The organism is Stenotrophomonas sp. PE591 (genome assembly GCF_018320795.1).
In the GTDB taxonomy this organism is placed as follows: Bacteria; Pseudomonadota; Gammaproteobacteria; order Xanthomonadales; family Xanthomonadaceae; genus Stenotrophomonas; species Stenotrophomonas maltophilia.
On sequence record NZ_JAAOKO010000002.1, the window covers coordinates 118,333 to 141,330 of the forward strand.

Here is a 22,998-nt window from a genome sequence, read left to right on the forward strand (position 1 = left end):
TCCTGCCCCGGCAACAGGCTGTTGCAGCCATGACCCCGGCCCTGTGTGACAATCGGGACAGGACAGGGGGTTCAGGATGACGAGCAGCTGGCGCCTGTGGTGCCTGGGCATCGCGGCAACGGGGCTGCTGCTGTTGGCGTCTGCCACGGCGGCTGCAGCCCTGGACATGGCAGAAACACCACGCCTGCGGCGCTTCGGTGCCGCCGAAGGCATGCCTTCGCGCATGGTGCTGGCGCTGGCCGAGGACCGCCAGGGCCATGTCTGGGCCGCAACCGATGGCGGTCTGGTGCGCTACGACGGCAGCTCGCTGCGGGTCTGGGAACATGACCCGGAACAGCCCGGCTCGTTGCCCGGCAACGAGATCGAGACCCTGCTGGTCGATCCGCTGGACCGCGTGTGGGTGGGCATCAATGGCAAGGGCGTGGCCCGCCTGGATGCCGACCGGGAGCGGTTCAAGACCTTCGATGCGGTCAATGGTCCGTGCCTGGGCCAGTTCTGGACGCTGGCCTACGCCGGGGATGCGTTGTGGATCGGCACCAGCAGCCAGGGTATCTGCCGGTTCGGGGAGGACGGCAGCCTGCGCTTCTTCAAGCACGACCCGGCCCGTGCCGACGGCCTGCCCAGCAACACCATCTACAGCAGCCTGGTCGATGCGCGGGGGCGCCTGTGGATCGGTACCGAGGCCGGCGTCGCACGCTGGAATGGCCGTGACTTCGAGCCCGTGGCAGCGCACGCGCTGGGCGCATTGAGCGTGCTGCGGATGAGCCGCGATCCGGATGGCTCGATCTGGGTCGGCAGCCAGAACGATGGCCTGTATCGCATCGATGCGCAGGACCGGGTCAGTCGTCCGCGCTGGAGCGACAGCGCCGACCTGCGCTCGGCGCTGGTGCTGGCCGATCGCCAGGGCGGCTACTGGGCGGGCACGTCCGATGGCCTGCTGCGTGGCGACGCAAGTGCGCTATGGCGGCTCGACGGCGACCGCGGCAGTGGTTTCCTCACTGCACAGAGCGGTGTGCTCGATCTGCTGCAGGACCATGAAGGCGGATTGTGGGTCGCCCTGCTGACCCAGGGACTGGCCTACCTCCCGCCGGACTGGCGCCGCTTCTCGATCTGGAACCAGCTCGATGGCAAGCCGCTGGACAGCCAGTACCTGCTGGGTGCGGCCAGTGATGGCCAGAACTACTACGTGGGTTCGGCGCACGGCGTGTATCAGCTGGACGCGCACGGCACGTTGCGCCTGCTGGCCAGCGACCGCGAGATCGGCAGCGGTGCGGTGTGGTCGGTACTGCCGCGGTCGGACGGGCGCCTGTGGCTGGGGCGTGCCGGCCGCATCAGCGTGTATGACCCGGCCACCCGCGCGCTGCACGACTGGCACATCGGTGGAGGCGCCGATCTGCGCCAGCGCATCGACCTGATGCGGCAGGCACCCGATGGCACGGTCTGGCTTTCGGTGATGAACCTGGGCCTGCAGCAGCGCAGTGCGGAGGGCCGGGTGCTGCGCAGCTATCCTCTCGACGATTTCCGCAAGGCGGCCGACTCACCCATCGAGCAGATCCGCTTCGATGCCCATGGCAAGGCATGGGTGATGGGCGACATGGGCATCTGGCGTGAGCAGGCCGGTCGCTTCGAAGCGGTGCCGGGGGTCTCGCGCGGGCTGATCTACGACCTGGTGTGGGTGGATCCGCAGCAGTTGTGGCTGGCCCGCCAGGGCGCGCTGGAGCGCTACCAGTGGGATGGCATGAGCCTACGCCTGATCCAGCGCATTGATGGAAGCGCCGGTGTGCCGCCGGTCAGCATGGGGGGCCTGGCATTGGCCGACAATGGCCGGGTGTGGGCGACCACGCCGCGCGGCCTGCTGCGCTGGGACCCGAAAGCACGACGCCTGCAGTTGTTCAATGAACGCGATGGCCTGTCCGATGCCGAGTTCACCAGCCGGCCGCCAGCGGTGAATGCTGATGGTCGCGTTCTGGCCGTCGCCCAGACCGGCCTGGTTGCATTCGACGTGAATGCCGACGACGTGGTGCTGCCCGGGTCGTCACTGGTGATTGCCGAGGTGCGCGTGCGCCGCGACGATGCACGCGGCTGGCAGCCGCTGCCGAACACCGGCACCCTGCTGCTGGGACCGGATGATCGCGACCTGCAGATCGATGCACGGTTGTTGTCGTATGCCAATCCCCAGGGCAACCGCTACCGCTTCCGGGTACGCGGGTATGACCAGAACTGGGTGGAGCAGGGCGGCGACGGCCAGCGCACGCTGTCGCGACTGCCGACCGGCAGCTATGTCATCGAAGTGCAGGCGGCCACTGCCAATGGTGCATGGACGCCTTCGCAGCAGCTGCAGGTGAAGGTGCTGCCACCCTGGTGGCGCAGCGGCATGGCGATCTTCGGCTACATCCTGATCGGTTCGCTGCTGCTGCTCGTCCTGGTCTGGTCGATCCGTGCGCGCCTGCGCCGTCGCCAGCAATGGCAGCTGACCGTGCACAAGCAGGAGCTGGCCGAACAGGCCTCGCAGGCCAAGAGCCGGTTCCTGGCCACGCTGGGGCATGAAGTCCGCACGCCGATGACCGGCGTGCTTGGCATGAGCGAGTTGCTGCTGGCCACACCGCTGGACCCGGTGCAGCGCAGCTATGCCGGCTCCATCCAGCAGGCCGGCAGCCATCTGCTGCGGTTGGTCAACGATGCGCTGGACCTCGCGCGCATCGAAGCCGGTCGACTGGAGCTGGATCTGCGTCCGTTCGACCTGGCCGGCCTGCTCGACCAGGTGCAGGCGCTGATGCAGCCCATGGCCAAACAGCGCAAGCTGGATTTCCAGCGTGGCGACGATCCGCCCGGCCCGATCAGCGTCAGTGGCGACGAGATGCGCGTGCGGCAGATCCTGCTCAACCTGCTGGGCAATGCCATCAAGTTCACCGAGCGCGGTCATGTCGGCCTGGCCGTGCATCTGGAAGAGAACGGCGGCGGTCTCTGCTTCGAAGTGCACGACAGTGGTCCGGGTATCAATGCCGAGCAGCAGGAGCGGCTGTTCCACCGATTCGAACAGGCGGAGGGGCCGCGCACGGCCTCGCGCTATGGTGGAAGCGGGCTGGGCCTGGCGATCTGCCAGGAGCTGGCCGTGGCGATGGGCGGGCGCATTGAAGTGGACAGCCAGCCAGGCAAGGGCGCGCGTTTCCGGGTGCGGTTGCCGCTGCCCTGGACCCGGCAGGCAGCCGCCACGGGCGAAGCGCCGGCACTGCCGATGCTGCCGCCACTGCGCATCCTGCTGGTGGAGGACGATGCCACCGTGGCCGAGGTCATCGCCGGCCTGCTGCGCAGCCGCGGCCATGAGGTGGTGCATGTGCTGCATGGCCTGGGGGCTTTGTCGGAGATCGCTACCGACGGCTTCGATGTTGGCCTGCTCGATCTCGACCTGCCTGCGCTGGACGGCACTGCGATCGCCCGCCAGCTGCGCACCCTGGGCTACGAACTGCCACTGGTGGCGGTGACCGCCCGCTCCGATGCGTATGCCGAATCGCAGGTGCTCGCTGCCGGTTTCGATGGTTTCCTGCGCAAGCCGGTGACCGGCGACATGCTGGTGGCAGCGATCATCCAGGCTCGCGCCAAACGACAGACCACAACTTGAAAACGTCGACGCCGGGCGTGAACGGCGTGACTTTCGGTTTACCATGCCGACGCCCGCGGCGCGGGAATCATCAGGCAGCGTGAGGAGGCAATCGGTGGTGTATCTGCGGGCGGCAATGCTGCTGCTGATCCTCCTGTGCGGCCTGTCACCCGCTGCCGCGCAGCCGGTGCCACCGAGCCCGCGCCAGGTGACGGTATTCGACGGCCTGCCGTCCAATACCGTCAACCGCATGGCCGAAGACCGCTATGGCTACCTGTGGATCGCCACCAACGACGGCCTGGCCCGTTACGACGGGCGCAACTACCGGATCTGGCGTTCTGAGGATGGCCTGCGCGACAACCGCATCTGGACGGTCCTGGTCGATGCGCGCAACCAGCTCTGGATCGGGACCGAGAACGCGGGCCTGGTACGGATGTCGGCCGACCGCCGCCAGCTGCATTTCTACGACCGCAGCAGCCAGCCGTTGATGGGGACCAACACGGTCTGGAGCCTGGCGACCACGCCGGACGGTGCGATCTGGTTCGGGACCCACGAAGGTGGGCTGTACCGGCTGGACAGCCAGGACCGCCTGCAGCGTTTCCTGCCCGAGGCCAACAATCCCCGCAGCCTGCCTGCCGCCTCGGTGCCGTACCTGGCTACGCTGGCCGATGGCAGCCTGTGGGTCGGCACAAAGCATGGCGTGGCGCGCTGGACCGGCACCGACTTCGAGCGGGTCGGTACGGACGTCATTCCCAGCCTGCTGATCAATGGGTTGACCAGCGAACCCGATGGCAGCCTGTGGATCAGTACGATGGCCGGCGCCACGGTGCGTCGCCCCGACGGGCGTTTTGAATCGCCGCCCTGGAAACTGCCGCCGGGCGAGCAGGTGCTCGGCATGATGCTGCGCGATGAACAGGGCGGGCATTGGTTGGATACCCGTACCGGGCTTGGTCGGGCCGTGGATGGGCAGTACCAGACCGTTCCGCTGTACAGCGCCGTTGCGCGCGGGCCGGTGCGGCCGAACTGGACGGGCGCCTACGAGGACCGCGAAGGCGGCATCTGGTTGGCCAGTACCAATGCCGGCCTGTGGCATCTGCTGCCGCGCTGGTGGCAGTTCTCGGTGCTGTCGCGATTGGAGGACGACACCGGTTCGCTGCGCAATGCCTTCGTGCTCGGCACCAGCCCTTCCAGCAATGGCGGCATCTGGACGGTCGGCAGCCACGGCGCGCTGGACCGGTTCGATCCCAGGACCGGCAAGATCGAGCAGCACCGCACCTGGGTCAATGGCATGTACTGGCTGTCCTCGGTACGCGAGGATCGCCGTGGCCAGGTCTGGATCGGCTCGACCGATGCGTTGCTCCGCTATGACCCGAAGCGACGTGAGCTACGTCGCTGGGGCCGTGATGCCGGGGCCGACGCGACCATGGAAGGGGTCATCGAGTCGATGATGACCTGTGACGGCGACAGTCTGTGGTTGATGTTGCCTGCAGGCCTGCAGCAGCGTGACCTCGACGGTCGCCTGCGCCGCCAGCTGGAAAACGGCCAGCGCGGCCTGCAGCAGGGCCAGCTCAACCTGGATGTGGAATGCGGGCCGCAGGACCACATCTGGCTGGCCAGTAGCCGTGGCCTGCTGCAGTGGCTGCCGGAAAGCGAGCGCTTCCAGCCGGTGCCGGGCGCGCCGGCGACGGCGATCCATGCGTTGCACGTGGGCCGCGATGGCCAGGTCTGGCTGTCGGAGGATGGCCGCCTGTCGCGCTACCGCTGGAGCCAGGGCCGGTTGGAGCGGCAGGCCGTTGTCGGCGCGGAGCAGGGCTACCCGGCAATCTCCGCCTCCGGGCTGGTGGTCGACGCACAGGGCGTGGCCTGGGCCACCAGTGCGCGCGGCCTGGTCCGGGTTGGCGCCGACGGGCAGAGCGTGCGCCTGTACGGCGTCCACGACGGCCTGCCCAGCCAGGAGTTCCGCGAGCACACGTTGACGATGTCCGGCGATGGCCATCTGGTGGCCGGTACCCCGGCCGGCGTGGTGGTGTTCGACCCGGAACAGGTGCGGCCGTCGGTGCGGCGGGCGCCGTTGGTGATCGAACGGGTCGAAGTCCGCCGCAACGAGCAGGTACTCGACCTGACCCACGACACGCCCTTGCAGATTGCCGATGGTGACCGTGACCTGCGCATCGTCGCGCGACTGTTGTCATTCGCCGATTCGGCCTCCAACAGCTACCGCTACCGCCTGGCCGGCTACGACCCCGATTGGGTGGAAGTGGGGCCGGCCGGTGAGCGCCTGTTCTCGCGCCTGCCGCCGGGCAGCTACCGCCTGGAGGTACAGGCGCGCTCGGCCGACCATGTCTGGTCGCGGGTGCAGAGCCTGGAATTCCGTGTACAGCCACCGTGGTGGCGCAGCCTGTCCGGGCTGCTGGTGCTGGCCTCGATCGCGCTTCTGCTGACCAGTTGGTTTGCCTGGTTGTATCGCCGTCGCCTGCAGCGGCGCCATGCCTATCAGCTGGCACTGCATAAACAGGAACTGGCCGAACAGGCCTCGGCGGCCAAGACCCGCTTCCTGGCCAATCTCGGCCACGAAATCCGCACGCCGATGACCGGTGTGCTCGGCATGAGCGAACTGCTGCTGGCCTCGCCGCTGGACCCGCAGCAGCGCGGTTACACGCAGTCGATCCGGCACGCCGGCGAACACCTGCTTCACCTGGTCAACGATGCACTGGACCTGGCACGGATCGAATCCGGACGGCTGGAGCTGCAGTCCAAGCCGTTCGCGCTGAGCTGCCTGCTGCAGGACCTGGCCGCGCTGATGGGACCGCTGGCAGCGCAGAAGGGCCTGCGCTTCACCCTCGACAACCAGTTGCCGCCGGGCCTGCAGGCGACCGGCGATGCGATGCGGGTAAGGCAGATCCTGCTCAACCTGCTCTCCAACGCGGTCAAGTTCACCAGCCGCGGAACCATCACCCTGCATGCGCGCAGCGACGGCGAGCTGCGCGCGTTGCATTTCGAAGTGCGCGACACCGGGCCGGGCATCAGCCAGGAACAGCAGCAGCGCCTGTTCCGCCGCTTCGAGCAGGCCGATGGCGCCCGCACCGCGGCGCAGTACGGCGGCAGCGGCCTGGGCCTGGCGATCTGCCGCGAACTGGCGCAGGCGATGCAGGGGCGTATCCAGGTCGAGAGCCAGCTCGGCCGCGGCACGTGTTTTGGCGTGACCCTGCCGTTGCCGCTGGTGGTCGATGCCAATGCAGAGTCCGAGGGCGAAGTGCACCGCGAGGATGCGGCCAACATGCCGCCATTGCGCGTGCTGCTGGTCGAGGATGATGCAACCGTGGCTGATGTGGTGCGCGGGCTGTTGAGTGCGCGCGGCCATGAAGTGGTGCATGCGGGCCATGCGCTGGCGGCACTGCGCGAGATCAGCGCAGGGGATTTCGACGTCGGCCTGCTGGATCTGGACCTGCCGGGCCTGAGCGGCTTCGAGCTGGCCCAGCACCTGCGTAACCAGGGCTACATGCTGCCACTGCTCGCCGTGACGGCACGGACCGATCCGGACCTTCAGCAGCAAGTGGAAGCGGCCGGCATCGGTGGTTTCCTGCGCAAGCCGGTGACCGGTGAGCTGCTGGTGGAAGCGATCGCCAAGGCGATGGGCAGGTAGGGCTTATTGCAGGGCTTGCAGCCCTGCACCTGCTGCAAGCCGGAGCAACAGCAACAGCCGAAGCAAAAGCTGGTTTCCCGTGGGATGGCGGGGCGGTGCCGGAGTGCGGGGACGCCGCAAGTACGTCCTTGTAGGCTTGGCAGCCGCATCCATGCGGCTGACACCCCGCACTCCGACACCACCCCGCCTTCGACAGAATTCTGCGATCTGCAGTAGATCCACGCCATGCGTGGATGGTTTTCGATCTCAGTTCGACATATTCGATCTCGATGGAGATTCATCCACGCATGGCGTGGATCTACCCGATCGCGAAAATCTGTCAGAGGTGGGGCGGTGTGGGATTGCAGGACCGTTGGCGCCATGGATGGCGCCATCGAGCCCCCGGGGACGGGTTTACGGCGTGTCCTGCAAGCCCACACCGCCCCACCACCCACGGAATGCCTGCTTTTGCCGTTGCTGTTGCCTTGGCTTGAAGCCTCTGCAGGTGCAGGGCTGCAGGCCCTGCCGAGCCACCCTCACTCCGCAACGTGCTCGACCTGCCGTGGCTCCGGCTTGGTATCGGGCAGCTGCCAGAAGATCATCGTAGAGGTCAGGGTGATCGCGCCCACGCACAGGAACGTGGCATGCAGCGCGGCGGTGGCGCTGTTGCTGTCCAGGTGGTTGCCGAACGCGGCCAGCAGGCTGCCGGCCGCAGCAGCACCAAAGCCGGCGGCGAGCATCATCACCATCGACAGCAGGCTGTTGCCGGAACTGGCGAACTCACGGTCCAGATCGCGCAGGGTCACGGTGTTCATCACGGTGAACTGCAGCGAATTGACTGCGCCGAAGAACGCCAGCTGCAGCAGGCGCCAGGCCAGGTGCTGGCCGGGTGTCATCAGGATGAAGCTGGCCATCGCCAAGCCCACCAGCACGGTGTTGACCATCAGCACGCGGCGGTAGCCGTAGCGCTCCACCAGCTTCACTGCCAGTTTCTTTGAGACCATGCCGGCGGCTGCCACCGGCACCATCATCAGGCCGGCGTTCATCGGGCCCAGGCCCAGGCCGACCTGCAGCAGCAACGGGATCAGCATCGGCATGGCGCTGCTGCCGATGCGCGAGAAAAGATTGCCGAGAATGCCGATGCGGTAGCTGGGTACGCGGAACAGCGCCAGCGAGAACAACGGCGCCGTCGAATTGGCAGCGTGCAGCCAGTAACCCACCAGCGCCGCCAGCCCTGCAACGGTCATCAGCATCACCAGCGCGTGTGGCGTGCCCAGTCCGGAGATGCCGTCCAGCGCCAGTGACAGCACCACCATCGCGAAGGCCAGCATGATGTAGCCACGCAGGTCGAAACGGGTGCGATGGCTGGCGTAGTGGTCGGGCATGATCCTCATCGCGGCGATGAATCCGATCACGCCGATCGGCAGGTTGATCAGGAACACCCAGTGCCACGAGGCGATCTCCACCAGCCAGCCGCCCAGCGTGGGGCCGATCAGCGGGCCGACCAGGGCCGGGATGGCGATGAAGCTCATCGCGCGCAGGAAATCCTCGCGCGGCACTGATCGCATCACTGCCAGCCGGCCGACCGGCAGCAGCATGGCACCGCCGATGCCCTGCAGCACGCGCGCACCCACCAGCTGGTGCAGGTGCTGGGCCAGCGCGCAGGCCAGCGAGCCGAGGGTGAACAGAATGATCGCCACCAGGAAGGTGCGACGGGTGCCGTAGCGGTCAGCGATCCAGCCCGAGGCGGGAATGAAGGTGGCCACCGCCAGCGCGTAGCTGAACACCACCGACTGCATCTGCAGCGGGCTTTCGCCCAGGCTGGCCGCCATCGCCGGCAATGCCGTGTTGACGATGGTCGAGTCCAGCATCTGCATGAAGATCGCCAAGGACACCAGCCACAGCAGGGGGCGCTGGCGGTTGTAGGTCGATGGCGATGTGGACATGGGGTGCGGCCGGTGCAGCGTGGGGGATGCCATGATCGCGCACTGTGGGTCACGGCGCGATCAACATCGCGCCGCAACCGTATGCCGAATGCTCAGCGCTGGCTGTGCGCGTGCACCGCGTCGACCAGCACCTGCACGTGGGCCGGGTCCATGTCCGGCGACATGCCGTGGCCGAGGTTGAACACGTGGCCCTCGCGCGAACCGCCATTGCCGGCGGCGTAGGTGTCGAGCACCCGCGCTGCGGCTACGGCGATCGCATCCGGCGAGGCGTACAGCGTGGTCGGGTCGAGGTTGCCCTGCAGCGCGACGCGGCCACCGGTGCGGCGCATCGCCTCGTCCAGGTCCAGCGTCCAGTCCAGGCCCAGTGCATCGGCGCCGGTCTGCGACAGCGCTTCCAGGTGCAGGCCGGTACCCTTGCCGAACAGGATCAGCGGCGTGCGCTCGCTGCCTTCGCCGCGCTCCAGGCCCTCGGCGATGCGCTGCAGGTAGCGCAGCGAGAACTCGCGGTACATGGCCGGCGACAGCACGCCGCCCCAGGTGTCGAACACCTGCAGCGCCTGCGCACCGGCCGCGCGCTGCGCGCCCAGGTACGCAATCACCGCGTCGGTGGTGACCTCCAGCAGGCGGTGCAGGGCCTGCGGATGGTTCAGCGCCATTGCCTTGATGCGCGCGAAATCCTTGCTGCCGCCGCCTTCCACCATGTAGCAGGCTAGTGTCCAGGGGCTGCCGGAGAAGCCGATCAACGGTACCTGGCCGTCCAGCTCCCGACGGATCAGGCGCACTGCGTCCATCACATAGCCCAGGTCCTGCTCCATGTCCGGTACCGCCAGCCGGGCGATGGCCGCTTCGTCACGCACCGGATGACGGAACTTCGGGCCTTCGCCTTCAACGAAGTAGAGCTCCAGGCCCATCGCATCGGGAATGGTGAGGATGTCCGAGAACAGGATGGCTGCGTCCAGCGGGAATCGGCGCAGCGGCTGCAGCGTGACTTCGCAGGCGATCTCCGGGTTCTTGGCCATGGCCAGGAAGCTGCCGGCCTTGGCCCGGGTTGCGCGGTACTCCGGCAGGTAGCGGCCGGCCTGGCGCATCAGCCAGACGGGGGTGCAGTCCACCGGTTCGCGGCGCAGGGCGCGCAGCAGGCGATCGTTGCGGAGAGGGCTGGTCACGATGGGCATTCCTTGGACGAAAGTTGGCAGCGGCGTCAGTCGCCGTGCGAGAGGATCTGGAAGCCGCGATGCAGTTCGGCATCGCGGGCCTTCTCGAAGGCATGACGGGCTTCGTCGGCCTGCAGGAACAGCTCGCGCCGCAGCTGCGAGCGGTTGCCGACGCGGCCGCTCTCGCGCAGCAGCTCCCAGCCGCCGAACAGGTCCGGCTGCAGGCTCAGGCGCAGGAAGCGCGGTGCCTGCGCACCGGCGTCGGGATGTTGCAGGTAGACGTGCATGGGCCGATTGTAGCGGGGCCAGGGTGACCCCGGCCGCAACGCGGTCGTGCCGGCGGCTGGCGGGCTTCCTCGTTGCTGACGTTGCCGGCCAGCGGCCGGCACTACCGGGCCGACAGCACCTTCAGCACCGCCGCCTCATCCACGTCCGGCACCACTTCGGCGCGGCCCATGCCGCGCCACAGCACCAGGCGCAGGCGGCCGGCCACATTCTTTTTGTCCAGCCGCATGCGGCCGAGCAGGGCCTGCGGGTCCAGCCCGGCCGGGATCGACACCGGCAGGCCGAGCCGTTCCAGCAGCGCCTGCAGGCGTGCGCGATCGGCATCGTCGGCCAGGCCCAGATCGGTGGACAGCTTCGCCGCCAGTACCATGCCCACCGCGACCGCTTCGCCGTGGTTCAGTGCATCGCGGCCCGGGGCCGAGTAGCCCTGCTCGGTTTCGATGGCATGGCCGAAGGTATGGCCGAGGTTGAGCAGGGCGCGCTCGCCCTTCTCGAACGGATCACGCTCGACGATGGCAGCCTTGTGCCGGCAGCTGCGCGCGATGGCTTCGGCCAGTACCGCATCCTCGCCGGCCAGCAGCGCATCGGCATGCTGCTGCAGCCATTCGAAGAACACGGCATCACCCAGCGCGCCGTACTTCACCACTTCGGCCAGGCCGGCACGCAGCTCGCGCGGCGGCAGGGTGGCCAGCACACGGGTATCGGCGATCACCGCGCGCGGCGGATGGAACGCGCCGACCAGGTTCTTGCCGGCCGGGATGTCGACCGCCGTCTTGCCGCCCACCGACGAATCGACCATCGCCAACAGGGTGGTCGGCAGCTGCACGCAGTCCACGCCGCGCATCCAGCAGGCCGCGGCGAAGCCGGCGAGATCACCGACCACGCCGCCGCCGAGGGCGAACACGCAGGCGTCGCGGGTGGCGCCGAGCGCGGCCAGGGCTTCGATGGCACGGCCGAATTCGGCCAGCGTCTTGGAGGCCTCGCCCGCGGCCAGCACATGCTCGCCGACGATCAGGTCGGGGCGTGCGGTCAGAAGGGTCTGCTTCACGGCATCCAGATAGCGCGGGGCCACTTCGCTGTCGCTGAGCAAAAGCACGTGGCGGCCACGCACATGCGAGGCCAGCGCGGTGCCGTCTGCCTGCGCACCGGCGCCGATGGTGATGGGGTAAGGGCGGTCGCCGCCGACGGCGACCTGCAGCAGGGCGGGGGAAGTCATGGGGTCAGGTCCTGGCGCTGCCATTGCGTGGCCAGCTTGACCACCAGGTGGGCGGTCGCGTCGGCAGCGGTGTACGGGTCGGTATCAAGGGTGATGTCGGCCAGTTCGCGGTACAGCGGGTCGCGGTGCGCGGCCAGATCGTGCAGCACCTGCTCACGGTCCGGGCGCTGCAGCAGCGGCCTGCCTTTGTCGCGGGCCAGGCGCTCCAGCTGCGCGGTCACGCTGACCCGCAGGTAGACCACGAAGCCGCGCTGGGCGATCAACGCGCGGTTGCCAGGATCCAGCACCGCGCCGCCACCGGTGGAGACCAGCTGGCCGCGACCCTCCAGCACGCGGGCAAGCGCCTCGCGTTCATGGCTGCGGAAGCCGGCTTCGCCGGAGTGCTCGAAAATGGTCGGGATGCTGGCGCCGGCGGCATCGACGATGGCCTGGTCGACATCGACGAAGTCCAGCGTGAAGCGCTCGGCCAGGCGGCGGCCGATGCAGGTTTTGCCGGCGCCCATCGGGCCGATCAGGATCAGGTTCGGAGCAGGATTCATGCCCTGTGATGCTAACACCTCCGTGCCCTGGCCTTTACGTCCTTCACGTCAGGGTAGGCGTTCCTGCGGGGTTTCCCGCGCCAACCGGAGTACAGGCCATGACGGTCGCCAAGGTCATCGAAATCACCGCCTCCTCGCCGAAGAGCGTGGAGGACGCCGTGCGCAGCGGTCTGAAGAAGGTCTCCGAGACGGTCAAGGGCATCCAGGGCGCCTGGGTGAACGAGACCAAGGTGGTGACCAATGGCAGCGGCGAAATCACCGAATGGCGGGTCAACCTGCGGGTGACCTTCCTGGTGGAATAGGCGCGCTCAGCGCACGTCCTGCACCTGTCGCTGGCCGTCCAGCACCACCACGTGGTCGGCCAGGGCGGGCAGGGCATGCAGCGCCTGGCGGCTGACCCGCTCGTAGTACTGCACGAAGCGCTCCAGCTGTGGCCGGCTCATGCCGTGCCGGCCCGGCTGCGCGGCCTGCAGGTTCTGCTCCTGCTGCCAGCGCCAGCGCGGTACCACCGAGAAATCCGGTGGCTGCAGGAACCACAGGCGGTCGCAGCGCTGCCACAGCGCCGGGTAGTCGCGGGCCAGCGCCTGGTTGCACCAGCGCCGCCAGCGACCATCGGCGTCGGCTTCGCGCTCCAGTGCGTTCAACGGGCTGTCCAGCGCGTCCTCATCCTGCGCGGGGGTGCCCAGGAACCAGCCTTCGAAGACCAGCAGGTCCAGCGGTCGTTGCAGCTGCGGCCAGTGCGCTTCGGGCAGGCGTTCATCGGCCAGCTTGTCGAAGCGTGGCATCGCGAAGGGCTGGCGTGTGGCCACGGCGTCCAGCACTGCATGGGCCAACGGCAGGTCATGGGTGCCCGGCGGGCCTCGGGTGATCAGCAGCGGGTGCACCTGGCGGGCCAGCCGCTGCCGCTGTGCGCGGGTCAGGTAGACATCATCGATGGACAGCGTGGCGGCGTTCAGGCCGCGCGACTGGGCGCGCGCCACCACCTGCGCGGCCAGCGTCGATTTGCCGCTCCCCTGCAGGCCGCTGATCGCCAATACTGGAACCGCTGCAGCGTTGCCCAGTGCATCGTCCAGCACCTGTTCGGCCAATGTTTCGGGGAATCCTTTCACCTGGGGCATATACGCAGCAGCGGCCATGCAGCCACAATAGCCCAATCCGTGTGAGAAGAACGCAATCATGAGCGACCTGTACGCCGAAGCCCTGTCCACGTTTGCCGGCCTGTTCGAAGAGGCCAAACAGAGCCGCGAGGTCGAGCCGAACGCGATGACCGTGGCCACCGCCGATACGCACGGCCGTCCCTCTGCACGTACCGTGCTGCTGAAGGCGTTCGATGAGCGTGGTTTCGTGTTCTACACCCACCTGGACAGCCATAAGGGCCGGGAGCTGCAGGCCAATCCGCAGGCCGCGCTGTTGTTCCTGTGGCGCAGCCTGCGCGAAGCCGGTATCCAGGTGCGCATTGAAGGCCGTGTCGAGCAGGTCGCCGATGCCGAAGCCGATGCCTATTTCGCCAGCCGCCCGCGCATGAGCCAGATTGGCGCGTGGGCCTCGCAGCAGTCGAAGACGCTGGCAACGCGCGAGGAATTCGATGCGCGCGTGGCCGAGGTCGAAGCCCGCTTCGAGGGCAAGGACGTGCCGCGCCCGGAGGGCTGGAGCGGCCTGCGCGTGGTGCCCGACCGCATCGAGTTCTGGTACGGCGCGCAGTTCCGCCTGCACGAACGCTGGTGCTATGAAGCCGGTGCCGAAGGGCGCTGGAGCAAGCGCCTGCTGTACCCGTGATCGACAGCGCGCCCACGATCCGCCAGGCCACGCCGGCCGATGCGGCCGCGTGGGCGCAGTTGCGTCTCGGCCTGTGGCCTGATGCCGATGATCCGCTGGAGGAACTGGCGCAGTCGCTGGCAGATGCCGAAGGTGCTGTGTTCTTGGCCTGTGCGGCGGATGGCGAGGCGGTTGGTTTCGCTGAAGTGCGCCTGCGCCATGACTACGTGAACGGCACCGAGTCTTCGCCGGTGGGGTTCCTGGAGGGCTGGTACGTGCAGCCGCAGTGGCAAGGCCGCGGCGTCGGCCGCGCCCTGCTGGCGGCGGTGCAGGCGTGGACGCGCGATGCGGGCTGCCGCGAACTGGCTTCGGACAGTCGCGTGGAAGACGTGCAGGCTCACGCCGCGCATCGGGCCTGCGGCTTCGAAGAGACCGAACGGGTCGTCTATTTCCGCATGCCGCTGGAGCCATCGGCGTGAATCGCGTGGCGCTGTACCGCGTGGTGGTGTTCGTGCCGTCGGCAGCACTGGGCGCTGTGAAGCAGGGCATCCTGGCGGTGGATGCGCTGGCGGCCGGCGACTACGAGCACGGTATGTGGTGGTCGGCGCCGGGGTTCGAACAGTTCCGCCCGCGCGTGGGTGCGTCGCCCGTGCAGGGTGAGGCGGGGCGCACCGAAGTGGTCGACAGCGTACGCCTGGAATTCTGCCTGCCGCGCGATCCGCAGCGGCTGCAGCGCATCTTCGAACAGGGCATCGTGCCGCATCATCCGTGGCAGGTGCCGGTGGTGCAGGTGGAGGAAATCGAGCTTCTGCTGGCCGACGCATGAGGCAGTCGAGCAGGGCTCGACTCCACAAGAGCAGGCTGTCGCAAATGGACCGGCTTGCTTCATCTGCGAGCAGGCCCTTAACCGGCACACTCCGACGGATGTTCTCGACTTCCGGAGTTGCCATGCCCTCCTGGCGTTGCCTGTTTGCGGTGCCGCCGCCGCGCCGCGGCGTGGAAGCACTCCTGCTGCTGCTCGCCCGCATCGTCGCCGGTGTGATGTTCTGCGTGTCCGGTTGGAACAAGGTGTTCACCGATGCGGGCCGCGAACGCATGGTGCATACGCTGGTTGATGCGGGGATCCCGTTCCCGGTGTTCAGTGCGCCGGTACTCGGCTGCATTGAATGGATTGCGGGCGGCCTGCTGGTGCTGGGCCTGCTCAGCCGGCCTTCGGCCCTGCTGCTGGCGGGGATCTGTGCGGTGGCGGCGCTGACCGATGGCATCGCGCGCATTCCTGCGGGGCTGAGCGTGCCGGATTGGCTGAGCTGGTTCTTCTATCTGAGCGAAGTGCCGCTGGGTGTGCTGCTGTTGTGGATTGCCGCAGTTGGGAGTGGACGGTTCGCGATAGAAGTGCGCTGGGCACGCTGATTGCACTTTATTCCGCGCCCGGCCGACGAGCGTGCTGTAGCGCCTGGACGCTCCAGTAGATCCACGCCGTGCGTGGATGGGGTGATTGGGAAAAGCGATGCGAACCAAGGTTCGCACCCACCGGGAATCGCTTCGCACCGCCGAGGGCATCGGTTTGCCCCCAAACAGACATCGGCATCGGTTCGCCCCTGCCAGAGATCGGTGTGCATCAGCCAGATGGCAGGACGTTACAACCCTTCTGCGCGCAGCCAGCGCCAGAGCGTAGTGCGTGAGACGCCCAGCGCCTGCGCCATGCCCTCGCGGTCATTGCGGTGTTCCTGCAACAGCGTTTCCAACTGCGCACGCGGCGGCCGCTTGCCGTTGCTTTCCACCGGTAGCGCAGCGGCGCCCTCATTCACCAGCTCGGGTGCCAGCTGCAGCAGTCGCGCGGCATCAATCAGCCCTTCACCGGGTTGCCAATGGATGCGCAGCCGATCCACCAGATTGCGCAATTCGCGCACGTTTCCTGGCCACTCGGCGGTGGTCAGCACCGCCAGTGCCTCCGCATCCAGTGGCGCGTCGATACCACGCAGCTGGCGGAAGAAATGCTGCGCCAGCAGCGGGATGTCACCGCGCCGGGCACGCAGTGCGGGCAGGGCGATGCGCAGCGCGGCCAGGCGGTAATACAGGTCGCGGCGGAAGCTGCCGGCCGCCACGCGCTGCTCGAGCGACTGCAGGGTCGCGGCCACCACGCGAAGGTCGACCGGGGTCGGCTCGGTGGCACCGACACGCAGTACCTCGCGTTCTTCCAGCACCCGCAGCAGGCGGGTCTGCAGTGGCAGCGGCAGTTCGCCGATTTCATCCAGGAACAGGGTGCCGCCGTCAGCGGCCTCGACCAGGCCGACGCGGCCGCCACGGCGTGCGCCGGTGAAGGCGCCATCGCTGTAGCCGAACAGCTCCGCTTCCAGCAGCGATTCGCTGATCGCGCCACAGTTCAGTGCGACGAAGCGGCCACGGCGTCCGCTGGCGGCGTGCAGCTGGCGCGCCACCAGTTCCTTGCCGGTGCCGGTTTCGCCGGTGACCAGTACGGTGCTGTCATGCGGGGCGTACAGCGCGATCTGTGCGCGCACCTGTGCCATGGCCTCGCTGTCGCCGAGCAGGTCGTGGGCATCGCTGCGCGGTGCGGCACGGCGGCGCGGCGCGGGCCGGCTGCCGCCGGAGCGGGCCAGGGTCTGGGTCAGTTCCAACGCGTGCTCGAACGCTTGCCGTACCGAATCTGCCGAGTACAGCAGCACGCCGGGCAGTCCGGCCTGTTCGGCGTGGTCGATGGCCATGCCGGTGCCGACGATCACCTCGATGCCGTTGGCGCGCAGGTCGGCGATGCAGTCGCGGGCGTCCTCGCGGGTGACGAAGCGGCGATGCTCGATGTCCAGGCCGAAGCTCTGCTGGAAGTTGCTGAACACCGGCACGTCGCTGGCGTGGGTGACCAGGCCGATACGGCCGGCGATCCGCCGTGCGCGCGCCAAGGCTTCCATCAGGTCGAAGCCGTTGGCCTGGATCGGCACCAGCGGCAGCTCCAGCCGGCTGCGCAGCCAGGCCGCGTTGGAGCCGCCGGCGATGACCACGTCGCAGTGCTCGCGGCGCAGGCGCTGGCCGATCACGTCCACCGCTTCCTCGAAGCCGAGGTTGATCTGCTCGATACGCGCGCGGCGATCGAACTCGGGAATGACGTCGCCGAGAAGACCGGTCAGCCGCGAGACGCTGACGGTCCAGATCACCGGCCGACTGGGGTCGGCATCGGCGTGGCGCAGGGGCGAGCGGGGCAGGTACATGGCGGCGCGCGTTGGACGGGATGTTTCATGATACATCTGTTTCAATGTTTCATATGTTTCGCTGTTGCATGGGCGTCATTCCCGTGAAATCAACGGCTTGCAGCTTGGCATGGTGCTTGCGCTCTCTTTCCCGTACTTCAACCTGGATTGCCGCATGACCGCTTCCACTCCTTTCTCCGCCGGTGCCCGCTTCCGTGAGGCGCTGGCTGCCGAATCGCCGCTGCAGGTGATCGGCGCGATCAACGCCAACCACGCCCTGCTGGCCAAGCGCGCCGGCTTCCGCGCCATCTACCTGTCCGGCGGCGGTGTTGCCGCGGGCTCGCTGGGCCTGCCGGACCTGGGCATCAACACCCTGGAAGACGTGCTGGTGGACGTGCGCCGCATCACCGATGTCTGCGACCTGCCGTTGATGGTCGACATCGACACCGGCTTCGGCCCGAGCGCGTTCAACATCGCGCGCACCGTGAAGTCGCTGATCAAGGCCGGCGCGGCCGCCTGCCACATCGAAGACCAGGTCGGCGCCAAGCGCTGCGGTCACCGCCCGGGCAAGGAAATCGTCTCGCAGGGTGAAATGGTCGACCGCGTGAAGGCGGCTGCCGATGCCAAGACCGATCCGGACTTCTTCCTGATCGCGCGTACCGACGCCATCCAGGTGGACGGCGTGGACAAGGCCATCGAGCGCGCCATCGCCTGTGTCGAGGCCGGTGCCGATGGCATCTTCGCCGAGGCGGCCTACGACCTGGACACCTATCGCCGCTTCGTCGACGCGGTGAAGGTGCCGGTGCTGGCCAACATCACCGAGTTCGGCGCCACCCCGCTGTTCAGCCGCGATGAACTGGCTTCTGCCGGCGTTGCGATCCAGCTGTTCCCGCTGTCGGCCTTCCGCGCCGCCAACAAGGCCGCCGAGAACGTCTACCAGGCGGTGCGCCGCGATGGCCACCAGCGCAATGTGGTGGAGACCATGCAGACCCGCGAAGAACTCTACGACCGCATCGGCTACCACGCCTTCGAGCAGCAGCTCGATGCACTGTTCGCCGCCAAGAAATAAGCAGTACCCTGCACCATCAAGTTTTCGGAGGGAAACATGAACGATACGACCGCAACCCCGACCTTCAAGCCGAAGAAGTCCGTCGCCCTGTCCGGCACCGCCGCCGGCAACACCGCGCTGTGCAGCGTGGGCCGCAGCGGCAACGACCTGCACTACCGCGGCTACGACATCCTGGACCTGGCCAACACCAGCGAGTTCGAGGAAATCGCCTACCTGCTGGTGCACGGCAAGCTGCCGACCCGCGCCGAGCTGGTTTCGTACAAGGCCAAACTGAAGTCGCTGCGTGGCATTCCTGCTGCGGTGAAGGCGGCGCTGGAAGAGCTTCCGCCGTCGGCACACCCGATGGACGTGATGCGTACCGGCGTGTCCGTGCTCGGCTGCGTGGCGCCGGAGAAGGACGACCACAACCATCCGGGCGCGCGTGACATCGCCGACAAGCTGATGGCCTGCCTCGGTTCGATGCTGCTGTACTGGTACCACTGGAGTCACAACGGCCGTGCCATCGACGTGGAAACCGACGATGACTCGATCGGCGGCCACTTCCTGCACCTGCTGCACGGCGAGAAGCCGCAGGAATCGTGGGTGAAGGCGATGCACACCTCGCTGATCCTGTACGCGGAGCACGAGTTCAACGCCTCGACGTTCACCTGCCGCGTCATCGCCGGCACCGGCAGCGACATGTACAGCGCGATCTGCGGTGGCATCGGCGCGCTGCGCGGTCCGAAGCACGGCGGCGCCAACGAAGTGGCGTTCGAAGTGCAGAAGCGCTACGACAGTCCCGATGAGGCCGAGGAAGACATCAAGGCCCGCGTCGAGCGCAAGGAAGTGGTGATCGGTTTCGGCCACCCGGTCTACACCGTCTCTGATCCGCGCAACAAGGTGATCAAGGACGTGGCCCGCGAGCTGTCCGAAGAGCAGTCGAGCATGAAGATGTACAACATCGCCGAGCGCCTGGAATCGGTGATGTGGGACATCAAGAAGATGTTCCCGAACCTGGACTGGTTCAGCGCTGTCAGCTACCACATGATGGGCGTGCCGACCGCGATGTTCACTCCCCTGTTCGTGATCGCCCGCACCGCCGGCTGGAGCGCGCACATCGTCGAGCAGCGTATCGACGGCAAGATCATCCGCCCGAGCGCCAACTACATCGGTCCGGAAGACCGCGACTTCGTCGCCATCGACAAGCGCGTCTGATCCACCTGCCGTACCCATCCGGCCGGCCGCGTGCCGGCCGGGTGCTTTCGCCGCCGCACCGCCGGCACCCGGCCCGCCCCAAGTACTCCGCCAGCCCATGAATACCGATTACCGCAAGAACCTCCCCGGCAGCGCGCTGGATTATTTCGACGCGCGTGCCGCTGTCGATGCGATCCAGCCCGGCGCCTACGCCACCCTGCCGTACACCTCGCGCGTGCTGGCCGAGAACCTGGTGCGTCGCTGCGATCCGGCCACGCTCGGCGATTCGCTGAAGCAGCTGATCGAGCGCCGTCGCGACCTCGATTTCCCGTGGTTCCCGGCGCGCGTGGTCTGCCACGACATCCTCGGCCAGACCGCGCTGGTCGACCTGGCCGGCCTGCGTGATGCGATCGCCGACAAGGGTGGCGACCCGGCCAAGGTCAACCCGGTTGTGCCGGTGCAGCTGATCGTCGATCACTCGCTGGCGGTGGAGTGCGGTGGTTTCGATCCGCAGGCGTTCGAGAAGAACCGCGCGATCGAAGATCGTCGCAATGAAGACCGTTTCCACTTCATCGACTGGACCAAGCAGGCATTCCAGAACGTGGATGTGATTCCGCCGGGCAACGGCATCATGCACCAAATCAACCTGGAGAAGATGTCTCCGGTGATCTACGTGCAGGACGGCGTGGCCTTCCCGGATACCTGCGTGGGCACCGACAGCCACACCCCGCACGTGGATGCGCTGGGTGTGATCGCCATTGGTGTGGGTGGTCTGGAAGCGGAGAACGTGATGCTGGGCCGCGCGTCGTGGATGCGCCTGCCCGACACCGTCGGTGTCGAACTGACTGGCCGCCCGCAGCCGGGCATCACCGCCACCGACGTGGTGCTGGCGCTGACCGAGTTCCTGCGCAAGGAACGCGTGGTCGGCGCGTGGCTTGAATTCTTCGGCGAGGGTGCCGCGGCACTGACCATCGGTGACCGTGCCACCATCTCCAACATGTGCCCCGAATACGGGGCCACCGCCGCGATGTTCTACATCGACGCGCAGACCACCGATTACCTGCGCCTGACCGGGCGCGAGGAGTCGCAGGTAGCGCTGGTGGAAAACTACGCACGTACCACCGGTCTGTGGGCCGACGATCTGGCGACCGCGCAGTACGAGCGCGTGCTGCGCTTCGACCTGTCCAGCGTGGTGCGCAACATGGCTGGCCCGTCCAACCCGCACAAGCGCGTGGCCACTGCCGAGCTGGCCGAGCGCGGCATCGCCGACGAGGCCAAGCTGGAAGCGGGCAAGGCCGAGCAGGCGCAGGGCCTGATGCCCGATGGCGCGGTGATCATCGCGGCCATCACCAGCTGCACCAACACATCCAATCCGCGCAACGTGATCGCCGCAGCTCTGCTGGCGCGCAACGCCAACGCGCGTGGCCTGCAGCGCAAGCCGTGGGTGAAGTCGTCGCTGGCGCCGGGTTCCAAGGCCGTCCAGCTGTACCTGGAAGAATCCGGCCTGCTGCCGGACCTGGAGCAGCTCGGCTTCGGCATCGTCGCCTTCGCCTGCACTACCTGCAATGGCATGAGTGGTGCGCTGGATCCGAAGATCCAGCGGGAAATCATCGACCGTGACCTGTATTCCACGGCCGTGCTGTCGGGTAACCGCAACTTCGATGGCCGCATCCATCCGTACGCCAAGCAGGCCTTCCTGGCGTCGCCGCCGCTGGTGATCGCCTATGCCATCGCCGGCACCGTCCGCTTCGATATCGAGAAGGACGTGCTGGGCGTGGATGCCGACGGCAACGAAGTGCGCCTGAAGGACATCTGGCCCAGCGATGCCGAGATCGACGCGGTGGTGAAGGCCTCGGTGAAGCCCGAGCAGTTCCGCAAGGTCTACAACCCGATGTTCAACGTGCGCGTGGAGCACGGCACCGCGGTCAGCCCGCTGTACGACTGGCGCCCGCAGAGCACCTACATCCGCCGTCCTCCGTACTGGGAGGGCGCACTGGCCGGCGAGCGCACGCTGGCAGGCATGCGCGCGCTGGCGGTGCTGCCGGACAACATCACCACCGACCACCTGTCGCCGTCCAACGCGATCCTGGCGTCCAGTGCCGCCGGCGAATACCTGGCGAAGATGGGCCTGCCGGAAGAGGACTTCAATTCCTACGCCACGCATCGCGGCGACCACCTGACCGCGCAGCGCGCCACCTTCGCCAATCCGAAGCTGTTCAACGAAATGGTGCGCAATGACGACGGCAGCGTGAAGCAGGGTTCGCTGGCGCGCGTGGAGCCGGAAGGCAAGGTGATGCGCATGTGGGAAGCGATCGAGACCTACATGGAGCGCAAGCAGCCGCTGATCATCATCGCCGGTGCCGACTACGGCCAGGGCAGCTCGCGTGACTGGGCCGCCAAGGGCGTGCGCCTGGCCGGCGTGGAGGCGATCGTGGCCGAGGGCTTCGAGCGCATCCACCGCACCAACCTGATCGGCATGGGCGTGCTGCCGCTGGAGTTCAAGCCGGGCACCACCCGGCTGACCCTGGGGATCGATGGCACCGAGACCTTTGACGTGATCGGCGAGCGTACCCCGCGTGCCGAGCTGACCCTGGTCATCCACCGCCGTGACGGCCAGGACGTGGTGGTGCCGGTCACCTGCCGCCTGGACAGCGACGAGGAAGTGGCGATCTACGAGTCCGGCGGCGTGCTGCAGCGCTTCGCCCAGGACTTCCTGGAAGGCGCCAAGGTGGCGTGATAGCCGGCTGAATGCCCGCCCCCGGAGGCCGGGGGCGGGCTTGTCCGACCCCAGGGCAGGGCGCACACTGGCTTGGCAAAAACTGCCAAAGGAGAGTTTCATGGCCACCATGAACATTTCGCTGACCGATCCGCTCAAGCAGTTCGTGGACGAAGAAGTGCGCGAAGGCGGCTACTCCAGTACGTCGGACTATGTGCGTGACCTGATCCGCCAGCGCCAGCGCAGCAAGGCTGAAGAGCTGCTCAAGCAGCTGATTGCCGAGGGGCTGGCCTCTGGTCATTCGGCGCCTCTGGCGCCGGATCACTTTGACAAGCTGCGTGAGCGTGCACGGAACCGCAAGTGAAGCCCTCGCACTGGTCCCCCGCAGCGGTTCGAGATCTTGACCAGGCAGCAGGCTGGTATGCAGATCAGGGCGGAGAAGTGCTGGAAATCGGCTTCATCGATGCGGTGGAATCCGTTGTAAAGCTGATCGAGGCCCACCCGGGTGCTGGTTCCGCACTGCATGCGGGTCTATTGCCCTCGCTGCCAGCGCCGTTGCGTTTTCATCCGGTTCGTCGCTTCAACGGCTACCTGATCTACTACGTGGAGCTACCTGCGCACGTTTCCATCGTGCGCATTTGGAATGCTTCGCGGGGCATGGAAGCACTGTTCGAAGACGAGAAGCTCAACCCCGATATTGGTTCGTCGCATCCAGGATACTGATC

19 protein-coding genes are annotated in these 22,998 nt (G+C 67.4%); 12 read left to right on the forward strand and 7 right to left on the reverse strand.

The window, feature by feature from the left end:
- Positions 1-76 precede the first annotated feature (76 nt).
- Together JLDANKMP_RS05735 and JLDANKMP_RS05740 are read left to right on the forward strand one after the other, a co-directional pair.
- Positions 77-3,619 (forward strand): ATP-binding protein, encoded by a 3,543-nt coding sequence (locus tag JLDANKMP_RS05735; RefSeq protein ID WP_212560716.1) that lies wholly within the window; start codon positions 77-79, stop codon positions 3,617-3,619.
- 94 nt (positions 3,620-3,713) lie between these two features.
- The gene (locus tag JLDANKMP_RS05740; RefSeq protein WP_099474504.1) at positions 3,714-7,241 is read left to right on the forward strand and encodes a hybrid sensor histidine kinase/response regulator; all 3,528 of its coding nucleotides are present in this window, start codon (positions 3,714-3,716) and stop codon (positions 7,239-7,241) included.
- Positions 7,242-7,756: 515 nt separating this feature from the next.
- Here the strand turns inward: JLDANKMP_RS05740 and mdtD are convergent.
- The 5 genes from mdtD to JLDANKMP_RS05765 form a co-directional block, all read right to left on the reverse strand.
- Positions 7,757-9,166: a multidrug transporter subunit MdtD gene (mdtD, locus tag JLDANKMP_RS05745; RefSeq protein ID WP_005410668.1), complete on the reverse strand. Its 1,410-nt coding sequence runs from the start codon at positions 9,164-9,166 to the stop codon at positions 7,757-7,759.
- Between the two features lie 92 nt (positions 9,167-9,258).
- Positions 9,259-10,341 (reverse strand): uroporphyrinogen decarboxylase, encoded by a 1,083-nt coding sequence (gene hemE, locus JLDANKMP_RS05750; RefSeq protein ID WP_032965943.1) that lies wholly within the window; start codon positions 10,339-10,341, stop codon positions 9,259-9,261.
- Positions 10,342-10,367: 26 nt separating this feature from the next.
- Positions 10,368-10,607, reverse strand: coding sequence for a WGR domain-containing protein (locus JLDANKMP_RS05755; protein ID WP_005410666.1), 240 nt, complete (start codon positions 10,605-10,607; stop codon positions 10,368-10,370).
- A gap of 101 nt (positions 10,608-10,708) precedes the next feature.
- Positions 10,709-11,821 carry a 3-dehydroquinate synthase gene (gene aroB / locus JLDANKMP_RS05760; protein ID WP_111687571.1) on the reverse strand — a complete coding sequence of 371 codons (1,113 nt, stop codon included), beginning with the start codon at positions 11,819-11,821 and terminating at the stop codon, positions 10,709-10,711.
- On the reverse strand, positions 11,818-12,360 hold the full coding sequence (locus JLDANKMP_RS05765) for a shikimate kinase (RefSeq protein ID WP_005414151.1): 543 nt from the start codon (positions 12,358-12,360) through the stop codon (positions 11,818-11,820). Before JLDANKMP_RS05765 ends, aroB begins: the two co-directional genes overlap by 4 nt.
- Before the next feature lie 98 nt (positions 12,361-12,458).
- Between JLDANKMP_RS05765 and JLDANKMP_RS05770 the strand changes: the two genes are divergently transcribed.
- Positions 12,459-12,662, forward strand: coding sequence for a dodecin family protein (locus JLDANKMP_RS05770; RefSeq protein ID WP_005410663.1), 204 nt, complete (start codon positions 12,459-12,461; stop codon positions 12,660-12,662).
- Between the two features lie 6 nt (positions 12,663-12,668).
- On the opposite strand, the gene JLDANKMP_RS05775 is transcribed toward JLDANKMP_RS05770, so the two are convergent.
- Complete coding sequence (locus JLDANKMP_RS05775; protein WP_005410662.1) at positions 12,669-13,496, reverse strand: hypothetical protein; 828 nt, start codon at positions 13,494-13,496, stop codon at positions 12,669-12,671.
- Between the two features lie 40 nt (positions 13,497-13,536).
- On the opposite strand from JLDANKMP_RS05775, the gene pdxH reads away from it, so the two are divergent.
- The 4 genes from pdxH (at position 13,537) to JLDANKMP_RS05795 (ending at position 15,525) form a co-directional block, all read left to right on the forward strand.
- Positions 13,537-14,136: a pyridoxamine 5'-phosphate oxidase gene (gene pdxH / locus JLDANKMP_RS05780; RefSeq protein WP_005410661.1), complete on the forward strand. Its 600-nt coding sequence runs from the start codon at positions 13,537-13,539 to the stop codon at positions 14,134-14,136.
- Positions 14,133-14,594, forward strand: coding sequence for an aminoglycoside N-acetyltransferase AAC(6')-Iz (gene aac(6')-Iz, locus JLDANKMP_RS05785; RefSeq protein WP_099480907.1), 462 nt, complete (start codon positions 14,133-14,135; stop codon positions 14,592-14,594). Before pdxH ends, aac(6')-Iz begins: the two co-directional genes overlap by 4 nt.
- On the forward strand, positions 14,591-14,941 hold the full coding sequence (locus JLDANKMP_RS05790) for a hypothetical protein (RefSeq protein ID WP_005410659.1): 351 nt from the start codon (positions 14,591-14,593) through the stop codon (positions 14,939-14,941). The genes aac(6')-Iz and JLDANKMP_RS05790 overlap by 4 nt, the downstream gene beginning before the upstream one ends.
- A gap of 122 nt (positions 14,942-15,063) precedes the next feature.
- On the forward strand, positions 15,064-15,525 hold the full coding sequence (locus JLDANKMP_RS05795) for a DoxX family protein (protein WP_212560717.1): 462 nt from the start codon (positions 15,064-15,066) through the stop codon (positions 15,523-15,525).
- A gap of 227 nt (positions 15,526-15,752) precedes the next feature.
- Here JLDANKMP_RS05795 and prpR read toward each other — a convergent pair whose 3' ends face one another.
- A complete protein-coding gene (gene prpR / locus JLDANKMP_RS05800) occupies positions 15,753-17,336 on the reverse strand; it encodes a propionate catabolism operon regulatory protein PrpR (protein WP_005410657.1) in 1,584 nt (527 codons plus the stop codon).
- Positions 17,337-17,490: 154 nt separating this feature from the next.
- Here prpR and prpB point away from each other — a divergent pair, with 154 nt between their 5' ends.
- From prpB to JLDANKMP_RS05825, 5 genes are all read left to right on the forward strand, one after another.
- Positions 17,491-18,384: a methylisocitrate lyase gene (gene prpB, locus JLDANKMP_RS05805; RefSeq protein WP_010482769.1), complete on the forward strand. Its 894-nt coding sequence runs from the start codon at positions 17,491-17,493 to the stop codon at positions 18,382-18,384.
- A 36-nt stretch (positions 18,385-18,420) separates the two neighbouring features.
- The gene (gene prpC / locus JLDANKMP_RS05810) at positions 18,421-19,578 is read left to right on the forward strand and encodes a 2-methylcitrate synthase (protein ID WP_005410655.1); all 1,158 of its coding nucleotides are present in this window, start codon (positions 18,421-18,423) and stop codon (positions 19,576-19,578) included.
- A 97-nt stretch (positions 19,579-19,675) separates the two neighbouring features.
- On the forward strand, positions 19,676-22,294 hold the full coding sequence (gene acnD, locus JLDANKMP_RS05815; protein ID WP_212560718.1) for a Fe/S-dependent 2-methylisocitrate dehydratase AcnD: 2,619 nt from the start codon (positions 19,676-19,678) through the stop codon (positions 22,292-22,294).
- A 100-nt stretch (positions 22,295-22,394) separates the two neighbouring features.
- Positions 22,395-22,637 carry a type II toxin-antitoxin system ParD family antitoxin gene (locus JLDANKMP_RS05820; RefSeq protein WP_049450973.1) on the forward strand — a complete coding sequence of 81 codons (243 nt, stop codon included), beginning with the start codon at positions 22,395-22,397 and terminating at the stop codon, positions 22,635-22,637.
- Entirely contained in the window at positions 22,634-22,996 is a 363-nt protein-coding gene (locus tag JLDANKMP_RS05825) for a type II toxin-antitoxin system RelE/ParE family toxin (RefSeq protein ID WP_005414161.1), read from the forward strand. Before JLDANKMP_RS05820 ends, JLDANKMP_RS05825 begins: the two co-directional genes overlap by 4 nt.
- Positions 22,997-22,998: the final 2 nt, after the last annotated feature.